The sequence below is a fragment of the Micromonospora sp. NPDC048887 genome, assembly GCF_040649715.1.
Taxonomy (GTDB): domain Bacteria; phylum Actinomycetota; class Actinomycetes; order Mycobacteriales; family Micromonosporaceae; genus Micromonospora.
On record NZ_JBEZGA010000005.1, the window covers coordinates 136,526 to 157,778 of the forward strand.

The 21,253-nt window shown below is 71.3% G+C and carries 24 protein-coding genes, 1 tRNA gene and 1 pseudogene; 16 read left to right on the forward strand and 10 right to left on the reverse strand.

What is annotated here, in order from left to right; genetic code table 11:
• The first annotated feature begins 60 nt into the window (after window positions 1-60).
• A complete protein-coding gene (locus AB0C17_RS10400; RefSeq protein WP_018789120.1) occupies window positions 61-417 on the forward strand; it encodes an STAS domain-containing protein in 357 nt (118 codons plus the stop codon).
• Window positions 418-427: 10 nt separating this feature from the next.
• Here AB0C17_RS10400 and AB0C17_RS10405 read toward each other — a convergent pair whose 3' ends face one another.
• A complete protein-coding gene (locus AB0C17_RS10405; protein ID WP_357386762.1) occupies window positions 428-1,696 on the reverse strand; it encodes an MFS transporter in 1,269 nt (422 codons plus the stop codon).
• Window positions 1,697-1,745: 49 nt separating this feature from the next.
• Here AB0C17_RS10405 and AB0C17_RS10410 point away from each other — a divergent pair, with 49 nt between their 5' ends.
• From AB0C17_RS10410 to AB0C17_RS10425, 4 genes are all read left to right on the forward strand, one after another.
• The gene (locus AB0C17_RS10410) at window positions 1,746-2,429 is read left to right on the forward strand and encodes an FCD domain-containing protein (protein WP_357386759.1); all 684 of its coding nucleotides are present in this window, start codon (window positions 1,746-1,748) and stop codon (window positions 2,427-2,429) included.
• A 40-nt stretch (window positions 2,430-2,469) separates the two neighbouring features.
• Entirely contained in the window at window positions 2,470-2,940 is a 471-nt protein-coding gene (gene mscL / locus AB0C17_RS10415) for a large conductance mechanosensitive channel protein MscL (protein ID WP_187690944.1), read from the forward strand.
• Window positions 2,941-3,017: 77 nt separating this feature from the next.
• A complete protein-coding gene (locus AB0C17_RS10420; RefSeq protein ID WP_026268772.1) occupies window positions 3,018-3,266 on the forward strand; it encodes a hypothetical protein in 249 nt (82 codons plus the stop codon).
• Between the two features lie 29 nt (window positions 3,267-3,295).
• Entirely contained in the window at window positions 3,296-3,661 is a 366-nt protein-coding gene (locus AB0C17_RS10425) for a hypothetical protein (protein WP_357386757.1), read from the forward strand.
• Here the strand turns inward: AB0C17_RS10425 and AB0C17_RS10430 are convergent.
• Complete coding sequence (locus tag AB0C17_RS10430) at window positions 3,624-4,859, reverse strand: benzoate/H(+) symporter BenE family transporter (RefSeq protein WP_357386755.1); 1,236 nt, start codon at window positions 4,857-4,859, stop codon at window positions 3,624-3,626. The genes AB0C17_RS10425 and AB0C17_RS10430 overlap by 38 nt on opposite strands.
• 58 nt (window positions 4,860-4,917) lie before the next feature.
• On the opposite strand from AB0C17_RS10430, the gene AB0C17_RS10435 reads away from it, so the two are divergent.
• From AB0C17_RS10435 to AB0C17_RS10450, 4 genes are all read left to right on the forward strand, one after another.
• Window positions 4,918-5,481, forward strand: coding sequence for an XRE family transcriptional regulator (locus AB0C17_RS10435; protein WP_357468289.1), 564 nt, complete (start codon window positions 4,918-4,920; stop codon window positions 5,479-5,481).
• 93 nt (window positions 5,482-5,574) lie between these two features.
• Window positions 5,575-6,294, forward strand: a complete 720-nt coding sequence (locus tag AB0C17_RS10440; RefSeq protein WP_013283512.1) for a protein phosphatase 2C domain-containing protein — start codon at window positions 5,575-5,577, stop codon at window positions 6,292-6,294.
• Window positions 6,295-6,346: 52 nt separating this feature from the next.
• Complete coding sequence (locus tag AB0C17_RS10445; protein ID WP_357478038.1) at window positions 6,347-7,546, forward strand: GNAT family N-acetyltransferase; 1,200 nt, start codon at window positions 6,347-6,349, stop codon at window positions 7,544-7,546.
• A gap of 40 nt (window positions 7,547-7,586) precedes the next feature.
• A complete protein-coding gene (locus AB0C17_RS10450; protein ID WP_357386749.1) occupies window positions 7,587-8,336 on the forward strand; it encodes a ZIP family zinc transporter in 750 nt (249 codons plus the stop codon).
• 182 nt (window positions 8,337-8,518) lie between these two features.
• On the opposite strand, the gene AB0C17_RS10455 is transcribed toward AB0C17_RS10450, so the two are convergent.
• Both AB0C17_RS10455 and AB0C17_RS10460 read right to left on the reverse strand, forming a co-directional pair.
• A complete protein-coding gene (locus tag AB0C17_RS10455; protein ID WP_357390795.1) occupies window positions 8,519-9,601 on the reverse strand; it encodes an NAD-dependent epimerase/dehydratase family protein in 1,083 nt (360 codons plus the stop codon).
• A gap of 36 nt (window positions 9,602-9,637) precedes the next feature.
• A complete protein-coding gene (locus AB0C17_RS10460; protein WP_357478041.1) occupies window positions 9,638-9,856 on the reverse strand; it encodes a hypothetical protein in 219 nt (72 codons plus the stop codon).
• Window positions 9,857-9,884: 28 nt separating this feature from the next.
• Between AB0C17_RS10460 and AB0C17_RS10465 the strand changes: the two genes are divergently transcribed.
• Window positions 9,885-10,268: a DUF6223 family protein gene (locus AB0C17_RS10465; RefSeq protein WP_357478043.1), complete on the forward strand. Its 384-nt coding sequence runs from the start codon at window positions 9,885-9,887 to the stop codon at window positions 10,266-10,268.
• 66 nt (window positions 10,269-10,334) lie between these two features.
• Here the strand turns inward: AB0C17_RS10465 and AB0C17_RS10470 are convergent, their stop codons facing one another.
• Together AB0C17_RS10470 and AB0C17_RS10475 are read right to left on the reverse strand one after the other, a co-directional pair.
• The gene (locus tag AB0C17_RS10470; protein ID WP_357390788.1) at window positions 10,335-10,997 is read right to left on the reverse strand and encodes a response regulator transcription factor; all 663 of its coding nucleotides are present in this window, start codon (window positions 10,995-10,997) and stop codon (window positions 10,335-10,337) included.
• Window positions 10,994-12,160 carry a sensor histidine kinase gene (locus tag AB0C17_RS10475; protein ID WP_357478046.1) on the reverse strand — a complete coding sequence of 389 codons (1,167 nt, stop codon included), beginning with the start codon at window positions 12,158-12,160 and terminating at the stop codon, window positions 10,994-10,996. Before AB0C17_RS10475 ends, AB0C17_RS10470 begins: the two co-directional genes overlap by 4 nt.
• Window positions 12,161-12,290: 130 nt before the next feature.
• On the opposite strand from AB0C17_RS10475, the gene AB0C17_RS10480 reads away from it, so the two are divergent.
• Window positions 12,291-12,362, forward strand: a tRNA-Lys gene (locus tag AB0C17_RS10480).
• An 84-nt stretch (window positions 12,363-12,446) separates the two neighbouring features.
• On the opposite strand, the pseudogene AB0C17_RS10485 reads toward AB0C17_RS10480, so the two are convergent.
• Both AB0C17_RS10485 and AB0C17_RS10490 read right to left on the reverse strand, forming a co-directional pair.
• Window positions 12,447-12,865: pseudogene (locus AB0C17_RS10485) on the reverse strand (tyrosine-type recombinase/integrase); the annotation flags it as partial.
• Between the two features lie 1,111 nt (window positions 12,866-13,976).
• A complete protein-coding gene (locus AB0C17_RS10490) occupies window positions 13,977-14,255 on the reverse strand; it encodes a type II toxin-antitoxin system prevent-host-death family antitoxin (RefSeq protein ID WP_357468306.1) in 279 nt (92 codons plus the stop codon).
• A gap of 8 nt (window positions 14,256-14,263) precedes the next feature.
• Between AB0C17_RS10490 and AB0C17_RS10495 the strand changes: the two genes are divergently transcribed.
• The 5 genes from AB0C17_RS10495 (at window position 14,264) to AB0C17_RS10515 (ending at window position 18,881) form a co-directional block, all read left to right on the forward strand.
• Window positions 14,264-14,407, forward strand: a complete 144-nt coding sequence (locus AB0C17_RS10495; protein ID WP_357468309.1) for a hypothetical protein — start codon at window positions 14,264-14,266, stop codon at window positions 14,405-14,407.
• A gap of 199 nt (window positions 14,408-14,606) precedes the next feature.
• On the forward strand, window positions 14,607-16,193 hold the full coding sequence (locus tag AB0C17_RS10500) for a hypothetical protein (RefSeq protein WP_357468312.1): 1,587 nt from the start codon (window positions 14,607-14,609) through the stop codon (window positions 16,191-16,193).
• A gap of 108 nt (window positions 16,194-16,301) precedes the next feature.
• Complete coding sequence (locus AB0C17_RS10505; RefSeq protein WP_357478049.1) at window positions 16,302-17,453, forward strand: hypothetical protein; 1,152 nt, start codon at window positions 16,302-16,304, stop codon at window positions 17,451-17,453.
• A 159-nt stretch (window positions 17,454-17,612) separates the two neighbouring features.
• The gene (locus AB0C17_RS10510; RefSeq protein ID WP_357468318.1) at window positions 17,613-18,269 is read left to right on the forward strand and encodes a class I SAM-dependent methyltransferase; all 657 of its coding nucleotides are present in this window, start codon (window positions 17,613-17,615) and stop codon (window positions 18,267-18,269) included.
• 93 nt (window positions 18,270-18,362) lie between these two features.
• Window positions 18,363-18,881, forward strand: coding sequence for a cupin domain-containing protein (locus AB0C17_RS10515; protein ID WP_043327473.1), 519 nt, complete (start codon window positions 18,363-18,365; stop codon window positions 18,879-18,881).
• 83 nt (window positions 18,882-18,964) lie between these two features.
• On the opposite strand, the gene AB0C17_RS10520 is transcribed toward AB0C17_RS10515, so the two are convergent.
• Both AB0C17_RS10520 and AB0C17_RS10525 read right to left on the reverse strand, forming a co-directional pair.
• Complete coding sequence (locus AB0C17_RS10520) at window positions 18,965-20,443, reverse strand: endo-1,4-beta-xylanase (RefSeq protein ID WP_357478052.1); 1,479 nt, start codon at window positions 20,441-20,443, stop codon at window positions 18,965-18,967.
• Between the two features lie 298 nt (window positions 20,444-20,741).
• Complete coding sequence (locus AB0C17_RS10525) at window positions 20,742-21,173, reverse strand: helix-turn-helix domain-containing protein (protein WP_357478055.1); 432 nt, start codon at window positions 21,171-21,173, stop codon at window positions 20,742-20,744.
• Between the last annotated feature and the right edge of the window lie 80 nt (window positions 21,174-21,253).

Here is a 21,253-nt window from a genome sequence, read left to right on the forward strand (position 1 = left end):
CGTTCTGCGCGACGCGCCCGTCGTGGGATACCGTTTCCCCCGAACACAGGAGGTCGACGAATGTCCTTGACGGTGCACACGGAACAACGCGGCGACGTGGTCGTCGTGTCGGTCGCGGGCGAGCTGGACATGGCCACGGCACCGCAGCTCCAGGACCAGATCACGGATCTGCTGGACAAGGGGCGCAGCCGCCTCGTCTTCGACCTGGCCGAGGTCTCGTTCTGCGACTCCACCGGCCTGTCGGTGTTCGTCCGGGCGAAGAACAACTGCGACGAGGCCGGTGGCGTGGTCCGGCTGGCCGCCCCGCAGCGCGGCGTGCTGCGCATCCTCGAGGTCAGCGGCCTGGTCGAGGTGCTGCACACGTACCCGACGGTGGAGCAGGCCGTCGCGGGCGATCCCACCCCGGCCTCCTCCTGACCGATCCCGCTCAGCGCTCGTCCTCGATGTAGCGGGGACGGGCGATCACCATGCCCGCAGCCGTCTGCACGGCCAGCGCCACCAGCAGGAAACCGATCGGGGCGGTCCAGCCGCCGGTCGCCTCGTAGAGGATGCCCACCAGCAGCGGCCCGAGCGCGGCGATGACGTACCCGGTGCTCTGCGCGAACGCGGACAGCGCCACGGTGCCCTCGGCGGTCCGGGCGCGCAGCCCGATCGTGGTCAGGATGAGCGGGAACGCGCCCTGGCCGAGCGCCAGCAGCAGCACCCACAGCGGTGCCAGGCCGTGCGGGGCGAGCGCCAGACCGGTGTACGCGGCGGCGGAGAACACAGTCAGCGACAGCACCAGCGGGCGCAGCGTGGCCAGCCGGCCGGCCAGCGCCGGCATCATCAGCGCCACCGGCACGCCCAACGCGGTCACGCCGGCGAGCAGCAGCCCGGCTGTCTCCGGCCGGTATCCGGCGTCCCGGAACAACTGGGCCAGCCAGCCCATGATCGCGTACCCGCTGAGCGACTGCGCCCCGAAGTAGACAGCCATGGCCCAGCCGAGCCGGGTCCGGCCCGGCTGCACCCGGGCCGGGGCAGCGACCGCCACCGCCGGGGGCGCGGCCCGTCGCGCGGCGCGGGCCCGCAGCGCCAGCGGCACCCACGGGAGTACGGCCAGCGCGGCCAGCCCGGCCCAGATGCCGAGTCCGGCCCGCCAGGAGCCGAACGCGTGCGCCACCGGCACGGCGGAGGCGGCGGCCACCGTCGTGCCCACCGTCAGGGCCATCGTGTACGCCCCGGTGACCAGTCCGGTGCGGTGCGGGAAGTGCTGCTTGACGAGCATCGGCAGCAGGATGTTCGCCACCGCGATGCCGGCCAGCGCGAGCGCGCTGGTCAGCACGAAGATCGCCGCCGAGCCGGTGACCGCGCGCAGCACCTGCCCGACGGTGAGCGCCAGCATGGCCAGCACCAGCACCCGGGGCGCGGCCCAGCGGCGGACCAGCCACGGGGTGAGCGCGCCCAGCCCGGCGAACGCGATGGTGGGCAGGGTGGTGACCAGGCCGGCCATCGCGCCGGACAGCCCCAGCCCGACCCGGATCTCGTCGAGCAGGGCGCCGAGGCTGGTCACCGCGGCCCGCAGGTTCAGCGCGACGAGCAGCATCCCGGCGAGCACGAGCAGGCCGCCCCGGACCGGACCGGCCGCCGGGGCGGGGGCCGGCGCGGATGCGGCACCCGGCGTGGGCACTGCCGCGGCGGGCGCAGTTGGCGGAGTCATGACCTCGAACCTACAATCATGGGATGAATTTCGGCACGAGGTGTAACCCGTGACACCCGCCCGGGATTCCGTCACCGTGCCGCCCCGCGGTCACCGGGTCCGGCAGACGATCGAAGCGCTCCGGGAACGGATCCTCGGCGGCGAGTGGCCGGTGGGCGGGCGCATCCCCACCGAGCCGCAGCTGGTCGCCGCGCTCGGCGTCGGGCGGAACACCGTCCGCGAGGCGGTCCGGGCGCTCGTGCACGCCGGGGTGCTGGAGTGCCGGCAGGGCTCCGGCACGTACGTGGTGTCGACGGACGAGCTAGCGCCGGTGGTGGCCCGCCGGCTCACCGACGACCGGATGACCGAGGTGGTCGAGGTCCGGCGCGCGTTCGAGGTGGAGGCCGCCCGGCTCGCCGCGCTGAGGCGTACCCCCGACGACCTGGCGGCGCTCGACGGCGCGCTCGCGGCCCGCGAGGCCGCCTGGCGCGGCGGCCGGGTGAACGAGTTCGTCGAGGCGGACGCCGCGCTGCACACGGCCGTGGTGGCCGCCGCGCACAACGCCATGCTGGCCGAGCTGTACGCCTCGGTCGGCGCCGCGCTGCGCAGCACTGTGGCCCAGGCGATGGGCGAGGCGCTGACCCCGGAGCGGTACGTGGATCACGGCCGGCTGGTCGAGGCGATCCGGGCCGGCGACCCGCAGCGGGCGGCGATCGAGGCCGGTGCTTTTCTCGAAGGCCCCGCCGAGGCATAGGTTGTCCCCGACGCAGACTCATCAGGGCACGGGAGTACGGATGCTCAAGGGCTTCAAAGACTTCATCATGCGCGGCAACGTCGTCGACCTCGCGGTCGGTGTCGTCATCGGCGCCGCGTTCACAGGCGTGGTGACCCAGCTCACCAAGTCGTTCCTGGAACCGCTGGTACGCGTGTTCATCGCGCTGATCACGGGCAGCAAGGACGGCCTCAGCGGATCGACCCCGAAGTTCCGGGGCATCCCGTTCGACTGGGTGGCCTTCGTCAACGCGGCGATCACGTTCGTGCTCACCGCGGCGGCGCTGTACTTCCTCGTCGTCTACCCGATGAACAAGCTCGCCGAGCGCCGCAAGCGCGGCGAGGAGCCGCCGCCCTCGGCCCCGAGCGAGGAGGTCAAGCTGCTCACCGAGATCCGGGACGCGTTGCTCGCCGGCAACCACGGCACGCCCGGCCAGCGCAGCGCCCTGGACGACGTGCTCGGCCGCCGGCAGGAGCCGCCCGCGCCGCGCTGACGCCATAGCCGATCGGCCCCCGCGACGATCTCGCGGGGGCCGACGTGCATCGAACACATGTTCGATAGAGTCCGGGCATGGAGCAGCGCAGGCACTGGTGGAACGGGAAATGGGGACGCCTCGCCCGGCGTGACGTCTTCCTCCGGGTGGACGGCGACCGCTGGCACGTGGAGCAGCGGGCCGGCGGCGCCGAGGGGGTCTCCCGGTTCTACGAGCACGCCAGCGTCGAGGAGGCCGAGGAGACGGTCCGGGCGCTGCTGGACGGCACCGACACCTGGCGCGAGCTGTCCCCCCGTCCGCCGGGCGGCTGGGCCCCGTCCGTTTAGCGCCCGCGCGCCCCGGGAACCGCTTCCGCATGAGCCAGCAGCAGGACACCGTCTCCCGGGTCACCACCGGCATGCGCGTGGTCGACTCCGCAGGCGTCGAGGTGGGCACAGTCGATCTCGTGCAGCGCGGCGACCCGGCCGCGGTGACCGTGCAGGCACCCGCACCTGTCGACCCGGGCAGCAGCCTGGACGAGCTGATCGAGTCGGCGGCGGTCGACGAGCCGGACGTACCGGCCGACCTGGCCGCCCGGCTGCTGCGCGACGGCTACCTCAAGGTCTCCACCGAGCTGGTCCGCACCGGCGCGGTTTACGTGCTGGCCGACCGGATCGCCGCGGTGAGCGACGGCGCGGTACGCCTCACCGTCCCGGTCGCGGAGCTACCCGCCGAGGAGTGACCTCGACCGCTTCCCTCTCACCCCGTGTGGCCTGCTCCGGCACGGACGGGGTCGCGCGGCGGCGGAACAGCAGCAGCATCAGCCAGCCCGCTATCAGGCCCCAGAACGCGCCGCCCACCCCGAGCAGGCTCACCCCGGAGGCGGTGACCACGAACGTCACCACCGCCGCCTCCCGCGCGCCCGGCTGGGCGACCGCCGCCGTGACCGCGCCGGCGAGCGCGCCGAGCAGGGCGAGCCCGGCGACGGCCTCGACGAGCACCGGCGGAGAGAGCAGCACCAGGGCGGTGGCCACGCCGGCGCCCATGCCGAGCAGGGCCAGGCCGATCCCGGCGGTGACCGAGGCGATCCAGCGCCGTTCCGGGTCAGGGTGGGCGTCCGGTCCGGCGGCCAGGGCGGCGGTGATCGCTGCGAGGTTCACCGCGTGGCCGCCCGCCGGGGCGCCGAGGGCGGTGGCGAGGCCGGTCACCCGCAGCGCCGAGCCCAGCGGGGCGCGGTAGCCGTACCCGGCGAGCACAGCGGTGCCGGGCACGTTCTGGGCGGCCATGGTGACCAGGAACAGCGGCAGCGCGAGCCCGACGACTGCGGGCAGCGTCCAGGCCGGCGCGGTGAGCGCGACGACGGGTGCGGCGTCCAGCCGGGCCGGCCCGGAGGTGGTGAGCGCGATCGCGACCACTGCCACGGCGAGCGCGCCGGGCACCGCCCAGCGGCGGGCGAACCGGTGCAGCAGCAGCCAGACCAGCACCACCGGCCCGGCCAGCCGGGGCACCTCGACCAGGGCGCGTACCGGTGCCGTACACAACGGCAGCAGCACCCCGGCGAGCATGGCGGAGGCGATCGGGGCGGGGATCGCGGCGACCGCGCGGCCGAGCGCGGGGATCAGCCCGGCCGCGATGATCAGCAGCCCGGCGACCAGGAAGGCGCCGACTGCGGCGGGCCAGCCGCCGGGGACCGGCCCGGTGGCCACGAGCAGCGCCGCGCCCGGCGTGGACCAGGCGATGGCGAGCGGCAGCCGGTGCCGCAGGCCGAGCCAGACCGCGCAGGCGCCGCTGGCGACGCAGAGCGCGAGCAGGCCGGAGGCGGCCTGGTCCGGATCGGCGCCGACCGCGCGCAGCCCGGCCAGGACGACTGTGAACGAGCTGGCGAAGCCGACCAGGGCGGTCACCACGCCGGCCAGGACGGGTTGGAGCCGACCGCCCATGCCCACCTCCTCCGACCGTTCCGTTTACGGAACGGCACGGTGTAGCACGATAGCCCCCATGACAGCCGCCGCACCAGCCGACGACCGGGGCGCCCAGGAGGTGGGCCGGCGCATCCGCTCGCTCCGTACCGAGCGGGGCATCTCCCTGTCCGAGCTGGCCCGCCTCGCGGGCGTCGGCAAGGCCACGCTCTCCGGCCTGGAGAACGGCGTGCGCAACCCCCGGCTGGAGACCCTGTACGCGATCACCGCGCAGCTCGGCGTACCGCTGACCGCCGTGCTCTCCCCGCCCGGCGAGACGCCGACCGTACGCGGCACGGCGGTCGGGGCAACGCTGCTTGAGGTGTTCGACGACAGGGAGGCGACCTACGAGCTGTACCGGATGCGGGTCGGCCCGGGGCCGGCGCAGCTCTCCCCCGCCCACTCCGGCGGCGTCACCGAGCACGTGACGATCTTCTCCGGGGTGCTGCGCGCCGGCCCGGCCGACGCCCCACTGACCGCCGGCCCCGGGGGCTACCTGCGGTGGACCTCCGACGTGCCGCACGTCTATGCGGTGGTGGGCGAGGAGGAGGTCCACGCGAGCCTTCTGCTGCGTTATCCTCGTCCGTCCACACCGGACAGTTGACGCATACCCAGGATGTAAGCGGATGACATTTCTTTCAGTAGACCCGCCAGCGCGTGCAGACGCGGAGCCGTTCTTCTTGGCAAGCTTGTCGTCATGACGCTCATCCTCCGCTCGGCCATCCTCAACGACGTCGGCCTCGTCCGGACCAACAACGAGGACTCCGCCCTCGCCGGTGACCGCCTCGTGGCGGTGGCCGACGGCATGGGCGGACTCCCCGCCGGCGAGGTGGCCAGCGAGATCGTCATCCGGATCCTGGACGAGCTGACGCCGCCCACCGGCGCCGACGAGGCGGCCGACGCGCTGCGCGCCGTGGTCAGCACCGCGAACCAGCGCATCCGCGCGGCCATCACGGTGGACCCGGCCCGCGACGGCATGGGTACCACGCTGACCGCCGCCCTGCTCGCCGGGGACACCCTGGTCCTGGCGCAGGTCGGCGACTCCCGCTGCTACCTGCTGCGTGACCACGAGCTGACCCAGCTCACCCGCGACGACACGTTCGTGCAGGCGCTCGTCGACCAGGGCGCGCTCTCCCGTGACCAGGCCCGGCACCACCCCCAGCGCTCGCTGGTCACCCGCGCGGTACAGGGCTCCGACGCGCCACCCGCCGTCGGCGCGCTCACCGTCTTCCCCGGTGATCGGCTGCTGCTGTGCAGCGACGGCCTCTCCGACTACGTGGAGGACGCCGCCATCGCGGCGGCGCTCGCCACCTACGGCGACCGCCAGCAGTGCGGCGAGCAACTGGTGAAACTGGCCCACCAGGCCGGCGCGCCGGACAACGTGACGGTGGTCATCTCGGACGTCACCGAGGCGTGAGCCGCCGCCCTTTCCGGTTGCGGACCACGGCGGGTGCGGCTGGGATGAACGGATGCACATTCGCCGGCTGGCCGCCGATGAACGACTGACCACCAGCTTCCCGCTCCAGGCGTACGCGTTCGAGGCCTCGCCGATGGGCGCCACCCGGACCAACCAGTTCCGCGCCTACCTGCCGTACAACGCCGGGAACACGACGCTGGTGGCCGAGGAGGACGGGGTCACCGCGGCGGCCGCGTCGGCGATACCGATGCGGCAGAACCTGCGCGGCGCGGTGCTGCCGATGGCCGGTGTCGCGGGCGTGGCCACCCATCCGCTGGCCCGTCGGCGCGGCCACGTCCGCACGCTCATGCAGCAGCTCCTCGACGGCGCGCGCGACGAGGGCCACCAGCTCACCGCGCTGCACCCGTTCCGCGCCTCGTTCTACGAGCGCTTCGGCTACATCGGGCTGCCCCGGCGGCGTACCGCGATCTTCGACCCGGCGGACCTGGCGCCGCTGCTGCGCGCCGAACTGCCCGACGAGCTGGTCTGGGAGCGGATCGGCGCGGGGTATCCGAGGTGGCGCGCGTACACCGAGCGGTGCCTGCGCGAGCGGCACGGCTTCGCGGTCTTCCCGGACTTCCGGGCGGTCGGGCTGCGCGACCGGGACGACCGCTGGCTGGTCAGCGTGGTGCGCGGCGGGGAGACGGTCGGCGCGGTCACCTACCGCATCGACGACCACGCCGGCACGCTGCTCGCCGACGACCTGCTCGTCGACGACGCGTACGCCCGCGCGTCGGTGCTCCAGTTCTTCGCCCGGCACGTCGACCAGGTGGCCCGGATCAGCGTGCAGGTGCCCCCCGACGAACTGCCCGAGCTGTGGCTAACCGACCTCGACGTGCAGGTGGAGGCGCGGGTGGCCCGGCCCTACCCGACCGCGCCGATGGCCCGGCTGCTCAGCCTGGACGCGCTCACCGAGCAGCCGGTCGGGGTCGGCCGGGTACTGGTCGAGGTGGTCGCCGACAGGTGGCTCGCCGGCCGGCACCTGCTCGACGGCACCACCGGCAAGCTCGCGGTGCTGCCGGCCTCCACCGCCGCCGAGGGCAGCGTCCCGGCCGCCCGGCTCACCGCCGCCGGGCTGTCCGCCCTGGCTTACGGCGTGCTCGACCCGGCCGAGGTGGTCGTACGCGGACTGGGTGAGGTGCCCGTGGACGCGGCCGGTGAGCTGCGCCGGCTCTTCCCCCGGGAGCTGCCGCACCTGTTCGCCGACTTCTGAGGCGGGTTGGCGGCACCCGCCCGAGGGTAGGGTGCAGCGCGTGCCGGAGTGGCTGGAAGCGGGATTCTGGGGCCTGCTCGCCGGGTCGGCCCTGCTGATCGGGGCGGCCGTCGGGTTCTTCGCGCGCGTACCGCGCCCGGTGACCGCCTCGGTGATGGCGTTCGGGGCGGGCGTGCTGCTCTCCGCCGTCTCGTTCGAGCTGATCGACGAGGCGCACGAGCAGGGCGGCCTGCTGCCGGTGGCGATCGGCGCGGCGGCGGGCGCGCTCGCGTACACCGGGGCGAACGTGCTGCTGGCCCGGCACGGCGCCCGGCACCGCAAGCGTTCCGGCGACGAGCAGCCCTCCGAGCGGGAACAGCCCGGCTCGGGCAGCGCCATCGCTGTCGGCGCGCTGCTCGACGGCGTACCCGAATCGGTGGTGATCGGCGCGAGCCTGCTGGCCGGCGGCCCGGTCAGCCTGGTCACCGTCATCGCGGTGTTCCTCAGCAACGTGCCGGAAGGGCTGTCCAGCGCGGCCGGCATGCGGCTGGCCGGGCGCACCCGGCGCTACGTGTTCGGGCTGTGGACGGCCATCGCGTTGATCTCCGGTGCGGCGGCGCTGGCCGGGTACACGCTGCTCGGCGGCGCACCGCCGGAGGTGCTGGCGACGATCACCGCGCTCGCCGCCGGCGCGATCCTGGCGATGATCACCGACACCATGGTCCCGGAGGCGTTCGCCGACGCGCACCTGCTGGTCGGGCTGATCACCGTGCTCGGTTTCCTGGTCGCGTTCGCGCTCTCGCACGCCTGACCGGCTCGCCCGGCACCCGGCTGATCATGAAGTTGGCCGCCTCGCCCGCGCGCCTCGCACCCCGCCCTCTTCAGCCCGTGATCAAGGAGTTTGCGTCACCCAAGGAGATCAACTAGGACGCGAACTCCTTGATCACCGGGGCAGGGTGGGGGCGCGGGCGGGGTGGGCGAGGGTGGGGTGGGTCAGTAGGGGTTGGGGTGGCCGGGGAGGTGGCCCCGGGTCAGGGCGGCGGGGCGACCGGGGAGCGCCGGGTCCGGGGACAGCGGCGGGGAGTCGGTGCCGGCCCGGTTGGCCATACCGGCGAACAACTCCTTCAGGGCGGTCACCGTGTCGACGGCCGGGGCCCAGCCGAGTTCTGTCTCGGCGCGGTAGCTGGACATCAGCGGCACGTTCAGCGCCAGGTCGACCCAGCCGGTGTCGACCGGTTGCAGCCGCGCCCGCCAGGTGACCGCCGCCGCGGCGCGCAGCACCGGAGTCGCCACCGGCAGCGTCCAGCCGTGGAAGTGCCGGGCCACCAGCTCCGGCGTCAGCACCGGGTCGGCCGCCACGTTGAAGGCGCCGCTCGCGTCCCCCAGAACCGCCCGGGCGTACGCGTCCGCCACGTCGTCGGCGTGCACCGCCTGCATCCGGAGTCGCCGGTTCGCCGGCACCAGCGGAATCCGGCCGTACCGCAGCAGGCGCACCGGCACCAGCGGGCCGAGGAAGTAGCGGCTGATCTCCGTACCGGCCTCCCGCTGGAAGATCAGTCCGGGCCGCAGGCGTACCACGCGCAGCCTGGGGTGCTCCCGTTGCACGCCGTCGAGTAGTGCCTCCACCTCCGCCTTGTCCCGGCTGTACGACGACGTGTCCACCCCGGTCGCCGGCCAGTTCTCGCTGACCGGGTGGTTCTTCGGGCCGGGCGCGTAGGTGCCGACGGATGAGGCGTACACCAGGGCCGGAACGCCGACCCGGACGGCGGCTTCGATCACCGCGCGGCTGCCGCCGACGTTGGTCCGGTAGAGCGTGCGCCGGTCGTGGCTGGGCTGGATCTGCCAGGCCAGGTGCACTACCGCCCTCGCCCCGGCGAAGATCCGGACGAGCTGGTCGGCGGCGCCCGGCGCGCCGATGTCGCACGAGTGCCACTCGACGTCGTCGTACGGTTCACCGGCGTCCGGCCCGGGCAGCCGGCGGGCCACGCCGACCAGTTCGGTGCCCGCCTCCCGCCGCAGCCGGCGCAGCACCGCCGTCCCCACGTTGCCGGTCGCCCCCACGATCACGATGCGCATGGTCGTGCCGTACCCACTGGATCGGGCAGCAACCGCTCACGGACGGGGGTTCGTGCGTACCCAGCCCTTCTCGCGGTCGCGGCGGCCCACGGTGGCGGCCAGGCAGCGCGGGCAGAGCCAGCCTTCCGGGTCGGCCTCGGTGAGCACAACCCCTGGGGTACGCGGGCCGAGCGCGTACTCCCGTGGTGGTAGCCCGGTCGACGACTCCGGGACGACGACCGGCGGCGGTGCGCGTCCATACGCTGCCGCCGTCACCACTTGCCACGACCCCGAGGAGTCCCAGATGCCGATCCGTCACCTGCTCGCCACCGCAGTCGTCGGGGAGTTCGCCCCGGCCGCGCACACCACGCTGGCCGCCGGGGGCATCGGCGGCTCCGGCCGGGTCGGGGCCACTGTCTTCGCCGTGGTGGCCCTGGCCAGCGTGGTCGTCGGCGGGATGGCCCTGAGCCGCTCCCGCCGCGGGCCGGGTGAGGGCCGCGTCCAGGCCCTGGTGGCCGCCGCGGCAGGAGTGGTCGGCCTGGTCCTCAGCGCGTGGCACCTGGCGCTGACCACCGAGGGTCTCGGCAGCGGCCAGGGGCGTGCGGGCGCGGTCGCCGGGGTGGCGTTCGGGCTGATCGGGGCGGTGCTGGGCGGCCTGGCGCTGGCCCGTTCCCGCCGCACCGCCTGACCGGGTCGCTCGTCCGTCCCGGCGGCTCGCGTCGGCCCGGTCGCTCGCGCAGGCCGGGCTGCTCCTTCAGGAGGCGGTGAGCCAGCCGGGCACGGTGAGCCCCGACTCGTACGCGAGCACCACGAGCTGGGCCCGGTCCCGTACCCGCGTCTTGGTCATGATCCGGCTGACGTGCGTCTTCGCGGTGGCCGGGCTCAGCACCAGGCGGGCCGCGATCTCGTCGTTCGACAGGCCGGCGGCGACCAGGGCGAGCACTTCCCGCTCCCGTTCGGTCAGCGCGTTCAGCCGGGGGCCCGGGTCCGGGTGCCGCGTGCGGGCGGCGAACTCGGCGATCAGCCGGCGGGTGACGGCCGGGGCGATCAACGCGTCGCCACGGGCCACCACCCGTACGCCGTGGATCAGCTCCGCCGGCTCGGTGTCCTTGACCAGGAAGCCGCTCGCGCCGGCCCGCAACGCGCCGTAGACATAGTCGTCCAGGTCGAACGTGGTCAGGATGATCACCCGGGCGTCGGTGCCGGCGACGATCTCCCGGGTGGCGGCGAGCCCGTCCAGCAGCGGCATCCGGATGTCCATGAGAACGACGTCCGGCCGCACTTCCCGCGCCAGCCGTACCGCCGTGGCGCCGTCTGCGGCCTCGCCCACCACCTCGACGCCGTCCTCGCCGTCGAGGATGGAGCGAAAGCCGGCGCGCACCAAAGTCTGGTCGTCGGCGAGCAGCAACCGGATCACGTCGTCTCCCCCAGTTCCGCGCGTGGCGCCGGGACCGGCAGCGAGGCGGGCCGCAGCGGCAGGCGGGCTCGCACCAGGAACCCGCCGTCCGGCCCGGGCCCGGTGGTGAGCGAGCCACCCAGCGCCCGGGCCCGCTCGCCCATGCCGAGGACCCCGGTCCCGGGCGGCCCGGCCGGACCGACGCCGTCGTCCGCCACCTCCACCACCACCTCGTCGCCGTCCGGCACGACCCGGACCACCGCCGTGCTCGCGCCCGCGTGACGGCTCACGTTCGTGAGTGCCTCCTGGACGATCCGGTACGCGGACAGATCCACCTCCGGCGGCAACGGCCCGGTATCCGTCACCTCGGTACGCACCGCCAGCCCGCAGCGCCCCGCCCCCGTGACCAGCTCGTCGAGACGGTCGAGACCGGGCGCGGGATCACTCGGCGTCGTACCCTCCTGCCGGAGCACGCCCAGCGCCGCCCGCAGCTCGCGTAGCGTCTCCCGGCTCGTCTGCTTGATCACGGCGAGCGCCTCCGCTGACCGCTCCGGATCGGGCCGGTGCAACGCGGCGCTCGCCTGCACGCTGATCAGCGAGAGGTGGTGGCCGAGCAGGTCGTGCAGCTCGCGGGCGATGCGCAGCCGCTCCTCGGTGGCCCGGTGGCGGGCCTCCTCCTCCTTGCGCTGCTCCGCTGCGAGCACGCGCGCCTGCACCTCGGCGAGATAGGCCCGCCGGTTACGGGTCACGCCGACGATGACCGCGACGAGCCACCCTGCGTGCAGCAACGTCGCCCCGTTCCCGCCGACACCGGTCCGGGTGTAGCTGTCGGCGACGGCGAACGAGACGACCGAGGCCAGGCCGAGCCCCACCGCGACCGCGAGGTGCCCCTCGTCGACGACCGTGTAGAGCGCTACGACGAACACCAGCATGATCGGCCCGGGGCGGTGCAGCAGAGCCCCGTACGCGGCGACGGCGACCAGCGCCACCGCGCCCACCGCCACCGGGTATCGCCGGCGCAGGTAGAGCGCGGCGGAGGAGGCGAGGACGACAAGCAGCGCCACGATCTCGGCTGTGGTGTCGATGCCCTCCGACTGCACGATCAGGCCGAACAGGGCGACCAGGGCGACGGCGGGCACCAGTGCGGCTTCCGCTTTGAGGCCGTGTCGGCGCCAGCTCGACATTGCCGAAGCGTAGCGGTTCGCGGACGCAGCGGAGGGTCCCGAAGTGGGGCCGTGGCGGGCCGGAGGATGGTCGGGAGGGTCGATGAGCGACGCACGCCGGGCTGATCGGCTTCGGGTAACCTGTGCGTGCGGGCCGCTAGCTCAATGGCAGAGCTGTGGACTTTTAATCCATAGGTTCAGGGTTCGAGTCCCTGGCGGCCCACTCCGTTCCAGCTCAGCGGCCCTTTGCAGGGCCGCTGTCTTTGTCAGCACGCCTCGTACAGCAGCGAAGTACAGCAGTAGCGCCTCACCGGTCCAGTGCGCTGCCAAGCCGCTTGAGGGCGTCGCGGGTGGCCGCCGAGGACACCACCGTGTAGATCTCCATGGTGATGGCGAACTGCGCGTGCCGGAGGATCTGCATCGCCACCCGAGGGTGCACGTCCAGGTCCGCAAGGAGCGAGGCGCAGGTCCGCCGGGCATCCCTGACGGTGATCCGCCGGACTCCGGCCGCGTCACAGCGCCGGTCCCAGAAGCGGTTGAAGTTGCGCGGCTCGACTGGCCGCCCGTAGCGGGTGGTGAAGATTTGATCTGAGGGCTGCCAGGCGGGACCGGCGGCATCCCGGGCGGCACTCTTCGCGGTGCGGCGGCGAGCGCCACGGTGCAGATGTCCGGCAGCGGCAGGGTTGCGGCCGAGGCGACCGTCTTCGTCTCCTGGTGCAGCAGTTCGACACCGACGAGCAAGGGCTGATGGCCTGCTATAAAATTATCAACCGTTGCTCGCCGAGGCAACATTCCAGCCAAGTAGCGCGGCGGCGCTAGCGAATTGGCTAGCGCCGCCGCAATTATCATTCGCAGATTGGCTAGCTTGAGCTAACCTAGCAAACCCGAGTCGGCGAAAGCTCCACCTTGGTCACCCTGATACCGTTGGGATACCACACCGTGGAGTCGTTGCAGAACACATCCCGCTCGCCGCTGCTATAGGTGATGTATCCGGACCAAGCTACGCTCGAAAAGCTGCCCGCATCCTTATTGAACGGGTAGTAGGTACCGGTGCAGCTGAACGTAGATTTAGTTCCGTCCTTGTACCTAAGTACTGCCTGTACGCTGCTGGGCTGGCAACTCTGCACTCTGGCCTGCGCCGGGGCTGCGGCAACTAGGGAACTGGCGGCGACAGTGGCAGTGGCAAGAAACGTCAACGCTACTGCCTTATTAGTGTCAAGCAACTTCTTTGCCCGCATCTTCATAACACTAACCCCCGCCGGGTCTCGTTGAGTGATTGTGGCGAATATATGGCATCTGCCTCTCGCTTGCAAGAGGGCAACTGTCAGTAACCATGCGTGGCAGCATCAAGGACCGAGGTGGCGATGGATTGCGCCGCTCGTCGAGTCCGCTCACGCGCACTCACGTTGCGTGAGGTGCGCCGAAATCTCGCCACTCTGGAACAAGGGCCTCGACGCATCGTGAGTGGCTGAGTGGCGCGTGGGGAGATGGCCCGACACCGCACGCTTCCTTAACCGTGTCCGCTGGACACCAGAGGCCGCCGACTGCGACGAGGGGATCCGCTCGGGGCGCGAAGGGGCACAAGACGCCGTCAAACGTCGGCCACCATCCGGCAGCGGCAGAAACCCACGACAAGGCGCGGCCAGCGTGCCGACGGCAGCCGGCACTCCGATCAAAGCTTGCGGAGCTGATCGGCGCAGCGCTCTGGGCACTTCCACCTCGACGAGCGCGGAGGAAACGAGCGGTACGTCGTCGTGATCGTTGAGCCAGGAGACAAGGTCCACGCTGCACACCTCCTGCCGAACCAGCTTGACGACGGCAGCTGAAGCGAAATAGATCAGCAGCGTCTCTCGTCACGCATCGCAGCGAGCGGGGCGGCCACATCCACACTCTCGTCACCGAGCTTTGGTGCGAGTGGAACAGAGCCGCCGACGGTGGGGGCGACAGCTCGCCCGGCCGCTACCAACTTGACCAAGACCGACCGGTCATCGCCAACGGGGACAATTCGGGCGATCGGTCGGCCACGGTCGGTGATCTCGACGGTCTCGCCGCCACTCACCCGAGCCAACACCTGGCTCGTGTTCTGGTTCAGCTCCCGGACCCCGATGCGTTCCATGGCTATCAGTGTCGAACAACGTGTTCTACGGTTCGAGCTTCTGGCGTCGGCCGCGCTTCCTGTTCGCTGACCAGAAAGTTCCGCGAGCCCTGGGCCACGGCGACCGACTGGCGCTGACGGGCCTAGAGAAGGACGGAATTGTCCGCTTCTGATCCCCGCCGCGTGGGTCGCGAACACCAGCGCGTGTATCGGATCTCCAAGGACGACCTGCCTCGGTCGGCTGACGCCGATCGTGGCGTTGTCCTGGAAGAACAACGACAGTCAGCTACCCTCCATCGCATGGATTCCCCTCGCTACGATGACGCCCGCCGGCGTCGATAGAGGCGCCGCCACGGGGGAGGTAGCGTCCACATGAAACGCCTCAGAGCTGCTGTCCCGATCGCCGTCGTCGCCGCCGGGCTCACCGTCGGCTCTCCGGCCTCAGCCGCCACTTCCTACGATGTTCCGCTGAAGAGTTGGGCCTATCTCGACTCGCAGAGCCCCAGGGCGAAGTTCGTCGACGCGGACGTGACGCCGCCGGTCGGCACGTCCCGCGACGCGGCCGGTCGGACGCACACCTACCGCTCCTACTTCACGTACGACCTGAGCAACTTGAAGGGCACTGTCGTCCACGACTCGTACCTGTGGACCGTCGAGAAGACGGTCACCGACTGCTCCGCCCCGGCGACCATCGAGGTGTGGCGGACCCGCCCGGTCACTGACAGCACCACCTGGCTGCGTCCGCCGGCCGAGGTCGAGAAGCTCCTGACCACCACTCGGGGGGCCGGCGCCTCCTGCCCGGCCTACCTGGGCCTGGACATGGTGGCCACGCTCAACGCGGCGCTGAGCCGGCGCGACAAGAGCATCACCGTGGAGATTCGGGTCGCCGCCGTTCAGGAGGCCGACGTGCGGACCGGTCGCACCTTCGCCAAGCCGGTGCTGAGTGCCACGGCGAACCATCCGCCCACGATCACCGGCCTGCAACTGAAGTACCCGGACCGGCCGTGCGGAACGCTTGCCAAGCCGTCGCCCGCGGCGCGGAACACGGTGTTCGCGGCCACCGCCAGCGATCGGGACGAGGGCGACTACACCACCGTGCTGTACGCGATCTGGCCGGTCGACCATCCCGATCAGCGTCGCGAGTTCCACGACTACTACGGCACGGACCTGAGCCAGTACGCCGACGGCACGGTCCTCGCCTGGCAGGCCCGGGCCAGCGACTACGACGACGAGGGGCCGTGGAGCAAGACCTGCTACATCGTCATGGACGTGACCGCTCCGGCGAATCCGCCGCAGGTCTCGTCGCGGACGTATCCGGAGGGCGACTCCCCGGGCGGTGGCACGGGCATCGAGGGCACGTTCCGCTTCGACGGGGCCGGCGACCGTGACGTGGTTGCGTTCGCCTGGCGTGACTCCTCGGGGTATTCCGGGCAGGTTCCCGCCCGGCGCCCGGGCGGCACGGGGATCCTGAAGTACACCCCGAAGCTGCGGTTCAGCACCGACCTCTACGTCGCGTCCGTCGACGCGGCGGGCAACCGCGGACCCGAGAAGAACTACCGGTTCCGGGTCGCCGAGACCGCGCCGTACGCCGAGGTCGTGGTGAACGGCGTCGGCCTGCCGAGCACGATCACGTTTGTCGCGTCGAAGCCCGAGACCACCGCGTTCGGGTATCAGCTCAAGGACGGCGCTGAGGTCCGCCTCCCGGCGGTCGACGGCAAGGCCACCGGTCCGATCACGTTCACCACAACAGGCCAGATCGAGATGGCTGTCCGCAGCTATGCCCGGAACAAGCTGATCGGGCAGGAGACGCTGAACGTCTGGGTCACCGACGCCCCCGGCGTCGAGTCGGCGGAGTTCAACCTGGACACCGACCAGGTCGCGGGCAAGGTCGGCACGTTCCGCTTCACCCCACGCAACAGCGACGTCGTCGCCTACCAGTACTACCTCGACGACGAGTAGAAGACCATTTCGGCGGCCGAGGACGACATCGCCGTGCTGTCGTGGACGGCGACGCCGGGCTGGCACTCGATGGTCGTCCGGTCGGTGAAGGCGGACGGTTCCACGTCGATGGAGACCCAATATCAGTTTTTCATCATCGACGCGCGCCCGACCGCCTACGCGCACGACCTGTCCAGTTGGCCCCGCCGGGACGGGGTCGGCGTGCCGTTGAGCATCGAGTTCGGAAGCCGGCTGCCGAACCTGACCGGGTTCGTCTACCGGTTCGACGGCGGCGCCGAGCAGACCGTGTCCAGCGAGGGCAACCCGTACGCCTACGTCACTGTCACGCCGCAGCACTCCGGCGACAACACAGTGGTCGTTCAGGCGCTGTTGTCGGACGGCACCCGATCACCCGCCACCACCTACACGTTCCGCATCTGGTCCGGGCCCGTGGTCACGCAGACGCCGGAGGGCGACGCCGTTGTCGGCCGGCCCGTGACGTTCACGTTCCGTCCGGGGCTGCCGGATGTCGTCTCGTACCGCTATCTGCTGAGGGGTGCCGAGGAGCAGACGATCGCGGCCGGTCCCGACGGCACCGCGACTGTCACGTACACGCCGGGTTCGTGGGGCTACGACGACGTCCGGGTCACGAGCGTCGGCGCGGACGGCACCGAGTCGGAGCTGCGGATCGCGGCCTTCAGCGTCCGGGACAACATGGTCAGCGTGTACAGCACCTACGACTGGTCGCGGAAGGGGATCGGCTGGACCGGTTACTTCTACTTCCACACGCAGCTGTTCGGCGAGGTGACCGAGTACCACTACCGCGTCAACGACGGCCCGGAGCAGGTCCTGCCGGCGAGCACCGAGGGCACGTCGACGCGGGTCGCGGTGCCGTTCGAACGCAACGGCACCAACACGATCCACGTGCGGAGCCGTACGGCGGACGGCGAGTTCTCGCCGGTGACGGACTTCGAGTTCACCGTCGGCAACGCGCCGTACGTCGTGAGCGCTCAGTATCCGGACGGCACCTGGTCGGGCGGCGCCGGTGTTCCCGGCACCTTCGAGTTCAGCGGCGGCACCCCGGGAATCGTCTCCTTCACCTGGCAGATCGACGACGGACCGGCGACGGACGTGCCGGCGGACAGCCAGGGGAAGGCGTCGATCACCTACACGCCGACGCAGAACTACCAGACGTACACCTTGTCGGTGACCGGCCACAAGGCGGACGGCACCGACACCGATGTCACCCGCTACTACATCTACGTCGCCAACGGCGGCTGACGACGCGGTACGCGGCCGGCACTGTCTGTCGATCGGGTGCCCCCACGCTAACGCTCGTTAGGTCTATGGTCAGCGACCATGGTGAATGCGAATCGCAATCTGGGGCTGGGGCACGGCAGCGCATTCGGCGAGCGTGGGGTGGCGAAGAGACTCGGCACATTGAGCCGGCACACATCGCTGACCGGCCGGCGATTACTGGAGATCGGCTGCGGGGACGGCACGTACACGATGCGGCTGGTCGACGCGTTCGCGCAGATCGAGGCCGTGGACATCCAGCAGGACCGGCTGAAACTGTTCCGGGATCGGCTGGCCGACGATCCGGCGGCGGCCCGGAAGATCAACGTACGGGAGCTGTCCGCCACCGAACTGGACTACCCGGACGGCAGCTTCGACCTGGTCACCGCCATCGAGGTGGTGGAGCACATCGACGACCTGGATGCGGCCCTGCGGCAGGTCCACCGCGTGCTCGTGCCCGGCGGCCGGTTCGCGCTGACGACGCCCAACCGGTGGTTCCCGTTCGAGACGCACGGCTTCCTGATCCGAGGCCGGCGGTACCGGCCGGCGCGGGGTCCGTTCCTGCCGTGGATCGTGCCGCTGCACCGTCGGCTCGCCGACGCCCGCTCCTTCACCGCCCGTGGATTGTCCGGGCAACTCCGGCGGGCCGGGCTGGAGCCGATAGCGGTGGACTACATCATGCCGCCGTTCGACAGGTCCCGCTTCGGACGCCGCATCCGGCCGGTGACCGACGCGATCGAACGCTCGCCGCTGAAGTTCTTCGGCATGGCCCTGGCGGTTGTCGCCCGCCGCCCGGCATGACGGTCCTGCCACGGGAAGCGTCCCAGGTTTAGCAGCTTGCCGGATGGTTATGAGGGGAATCGATCCGTAGACCGACGATCGAGGAGAGAGCCGATGGCCAGCGGTGCGATCCCGTCCGACGATCCGACCCGTACCCTCGTCCACGCCCGGCCCGACGACCCCGGCCTCGCGCACCTCGCCATCGCGGGCGGCACCTACACGATCCTGGTCACCGGTGAGCAGACGGCCGGCCGGTACTGCCTGATCGACATGCGGGTTCCGCCCGGTGGTGGCCCGCCTCCGCACCGGCACGACTTCGAGGAGATGTTCACGGTGCTCGACGGGGCGGTGGAGTTCACGTTCCGGGGCGAGCAGACCGTGGCGCGGGCCGGTGAGACGGTGAACATTCCGGCGAACGCGCCGCACTTCTTCCGCAACTCCTTCGACCAGCCCGCGCGGCTGCTGTGCATGTGCACGCCGGCCGGGCAGGACGAGTATTTCCTGCGCGTCGGCGACCGGGTGGACGGTCCCACCTCGCCGCCGCCGGCTCTCACCGAGGAGGAGCAGGCCGAGCGCCGGAACCGGGCCGCCGCGCTGGCGGCCGACTACCGCACCGAGTTGCTGATCGGCTGACACCGGCAGCACGCGAGCACCACGAAAACGGCTAACCGCCGTGGCCGAGACCACGACGGTTAGCCGTTTTCCGTACGAGGAGGTCAGCTCGCCGCGACGAGCTGGAACCGCTGGTTGGCCTGGCCGTTGCAGTCGTAGATCTGCACCTGCTGGCCGTTGCCGGTGCCCCAGACGTCGAGGCAGCGGCCGGACTGGACTCCGCTGATGGTGCCGTTGGAGTTCACGTTCCACTGCTGGTTGGTCTGGCCGTTGCAGCTGTAGATCTGGACGGCCGAGCCGTTGCCGGAGCCGGCGGCGTCCAGGCACATCGAGCCGTACACGGTCAGTTGCCGGCTGGAGGTGTAGGTCCACCGCTGGTTGGTCTGGCCGTGGCAGTCGTAGAGCTGCACCCGGGTGCCGTTGCTCTGCGAGGAGTTCGGTACGTCGATGCACCGGCCGGACTGGCTGCCGACGATCCGGCTCGCGCCGCCGGTCGGCGGCGGCGTGGTCGGTCCGCCGGTCGGCGACACGGTCGGCGTCACGGTCGGCGTCACGGTCGGGGTGGGGTTGGGCGTCGCGGCGTTGAGGGCGTTGAGGACCGAGTTGTACGCGGCCTTCTTGTTGCCGCTGCCGTCGAACAGCAGCGGGTTCTCGTTCGAACGCCACGAGTCGCTGTCCCGCACGCCCCACACGGTGATGCCGATGCAGCGCGGCACGTTGATGCACGTCTGGGTCAGCCCGGCGTACTGGCTGGTGGAGGAGTTGGTGACGTCGACCTCGGTCAGCGCCACGTCGACACCGAGGGCGGCGAAGTTCTGCAGCGTGGTCTGGAAGTTGCCCGGCAGCGAGCTACCACCGGTGAAGTGGGTCTGCAGACCCACGCAGTCGATCGGCACCCCACGGGACTTGAAGTCCCGGATCATGTTGTAGACGCCCTGCGTCTTGCCATACGACCAGTTCTCGATGTTGTAGTCGTTGTAGCAGAGCTTCGTCGACGGGTCCGCCGCCCGCGCGGTACGGAACGCGACCTCGATCCAGTCGTTACCGGTGCCCTGGAGGTTCGAGCTGCGGCGGCTGCCGTCCTCGTTGAACGCCTCGTTGACCACGTCCCACGCGGCCAGCTTGCCCCGGTAGTGGGCCATCACGCCGTTGATGTGGTCGATCATGGCCTGACGCAGGTTGCTGCCGTTCAGGCTCTGCATCCAGCCGGGCTGCTGCGCGTGCCAGGCCAGCGTGTGGCCGCGGACCTGGAGGCCGCGCTGGGTGGCCCAGTTGTAGATCTGGTCACCCGAGGAGAAGTTGAACTGGCCCCGGTTGGGCTGCAGCGCCTCCGGCTTCATCTCGTTCTCGGCAGTGATCATGTTGAACTCACGCGCCGCGATCGTGCTGTAGGTCGAGTCGTTCAGCCGGTTCGCCGCGATGGCGGTGCCGAAGTAGCGGCCGGACTGTGCCGCGGCGGCGCCGAGCGTGCTCGCCGCCGCCTGGGCCAGGCTGGGCACCACGAGCGCGGCACCGGCAAGTGCCAGCGCGCTGGTGACGGCGGCCAGCACCACGCGGTGGCTGCGCCTCGGTAGATGTTTCATGACACTCCTCTGCATATCGGACGATGATGCGCTGGCGATGCCCGGCTGGACGCGGACGGGAGCCGGCGTGCGCACCCCTCGCGTCACTGCCCTGAAACTTTTCGAAGATGTACCGGTAACTTCCCTGGGAAGATATCCGCGACGGCACGATCGGTCAATGTCGATATTCAATCGAACAGGGGGCCAGCCCGGCTGATCAGGGCGTCAGGCCATCGAGGGACGTCACAGGGCAGCGCTCGACCCGGGCGCCGACAGGCGCAGCGAGGACCGAAAGTTTCGGAGAGCCCGGCGGGGCCGGTCAGCGATCGGCGTCGGCGTCGTACCGCTCGCGGTTGGCGTGTACCTCGTCCATGTGCGCCTCGGCCCACAGCTTCATGCCGTACATGAGTTGGTGCAGCGACTGGCCGAGGCCGGTCAGCTCGTAGGTGACAGTCACCGGCACGCTCGGCGTCACGGTGCGGGTGACCAGGCCGTCGCGCTCCAGCGAGCGCAACGTCTGGGTGAGCATCTTCTGACTGACCCCGGCCAGCCGGCGGGACAGTTCGGAGTAGCGCATGACCCGCGGCTCCGCGTTGCGGTCCGGGCCGTCGCGGCCCAGCGCGGCCAGGATCAGCGCCACCCACTTGTCGGAGATGCGGTCCAGGAGCTGCCGGCTCGGGCATTCGGCGAGGAACGCGTCGTACTCCTCCCGCGCCTGCGCCCGCCGCTGCGCCGCCGTCTGCGTCGGCATCGTCCGCGCCTCCTACCCGGGGGTACCCAACGCACTCCGAAGTGCGTACTTCCCGAAAGAAAGTTACCCCTCCATCGTGG

What these genes read in the sequence shown, in the direction of transcription:
- AB0C17_RS10405 (WP_357386762.1), bottom strand. Translation starts at nt 1,696, where the DNA reads ATGACTCCGCCAACTGCGCCCGCCGCGGCAGTGCCCACGCCGGGTGCC.
- AB0C17_RS10505 (WP_357478049.1), top strand. Translation starts at nt 16,302, where the DNA reads ATGGAGACCCAATATCAGTTTTTCATCATCGACGCGCGCCCGACCGCC.
- AB0C17_RS10420 (WP_026268772.1), top strand. Translation starts at nt 3,018, where the DNA reads ATGGAGCAGCGCAGGCACTGGTGGAACGGGAAATGGGGACGCCTCGCC.
- AB0C17_RS10435 (WP_357468289.1), top strand. Translation starts at nt 4,918, where the DNA reads ATGACAGCCGCCGCACCAGCCGACGACCGGGGCGCCCAGGAGGTGGGC.
- AB0C17_RS10445 (WP_357478038.1), top strand. Translation starts at nt 6,347, where the DNA reads ATGCACATTCGCCGGCTGGCCGCCGATGAACGACTGACCACCAGCTTC.
- AB0C17_RS10515 (WP_043327473.1), top strand. Translation starts at nt 18,363, where the DNA reads ATGGCCAGCGGTGCGATCCCGTCCGACGATCCGACCCGTACCCTCGTC.
- AB0C17_RS10455 (WP_357390795.1), bottom strand. Translation starts at nt 9,601, where the DNA reads ATGCGCATCGTGATCGTGGGGGCGACCGGCAACGTGGGGACGGCGGTG.
- AB0C17_RS10475 (WP_357478046.1), bottom strand. Translation starts at nt 12,160, where the DNA reads ATGTCGAGCTGGCGCCGACACGGCCTCAAAGCGGAAGCCGCACTGGTG.
- AB0C17_RS10500 (WP_357468312.1), top strand. Translation starts at nt 14,607, where the DNA reads ATGAAACGCCTCAGAGCTGCTGTCCCGATCGCCGTCGTCGCCGCCGGG.
- AB0C17_RS10440 (WP_013283512.1), top strand. Translation starts at nt 5,575, where the DNA reads ATGACGCTCATCCTCCGCTCGGCCATCCTCAACGACGTCGGCCTCGTC.
- AB0C17_RS10525 (WP_357478055.1), bottom strand. Translation starts at nt 21,173, where the DNA reads ATGCCGACGCAGACGGCGGCGCAGCGGCGGGCGCAGGCGCGGGAGGAG.
- AB0C17_RS10465 (WP_357478043.1), top strand. Translation starts at nt 9,885, where the DNA reads ATGCCGATCCGTCACCTGCTCGCCACCGCAGTCGTCGGGGAGTTCGCC.
- AB0C17_RS10430 (WP_357386755.1), bottom strand. Translation starts at nt 4,859, where the DNA reads ATGGGCGGTCGGCTCCAACCCGTCCTGGCCGGCGTGGTGACCGCCCTG.
- AB0C17_RS10400 (WP_018789120.1), top strand. Translation starts at nt 61, where the DNA reads ATGTCCTTGACGGTGCACACGGAACAACGCGGCGACGTGGTCGTCGTG.
- AB0C17_RS10425 (WP_357386757.1), top strand. Translation starts at nt 3,296, where the DNA reads ATGAGCCAGCAGCAGGACACCGTCTCCCGGGTCACCACCGGCATGCGC.
- AB0C17_RS10520 (WP_357478052.1), bottom strand. Translation starts at nt 20,443, where the DNA reads ATGAAACATCTACCGAGGCGCAGCCACCGCGTGGTGCTGGCCGCCGTC.
- AB0C17_RS10490 (WP_357468306.1), bottom strand. Translation starts at nt 14,255, where the DNA reads ATGGAACGCATCGGGGTCCGGGAGCTGAACCAGAACACGAGCCAGGTG.
- mscL (WP_187690944.1), top strand. Translation starts at nt 2,470, where the DNA reads ATGCTCAAGGGCTTCAAAGACTTCATCATGCGCGGCAACGTCGTCGAC.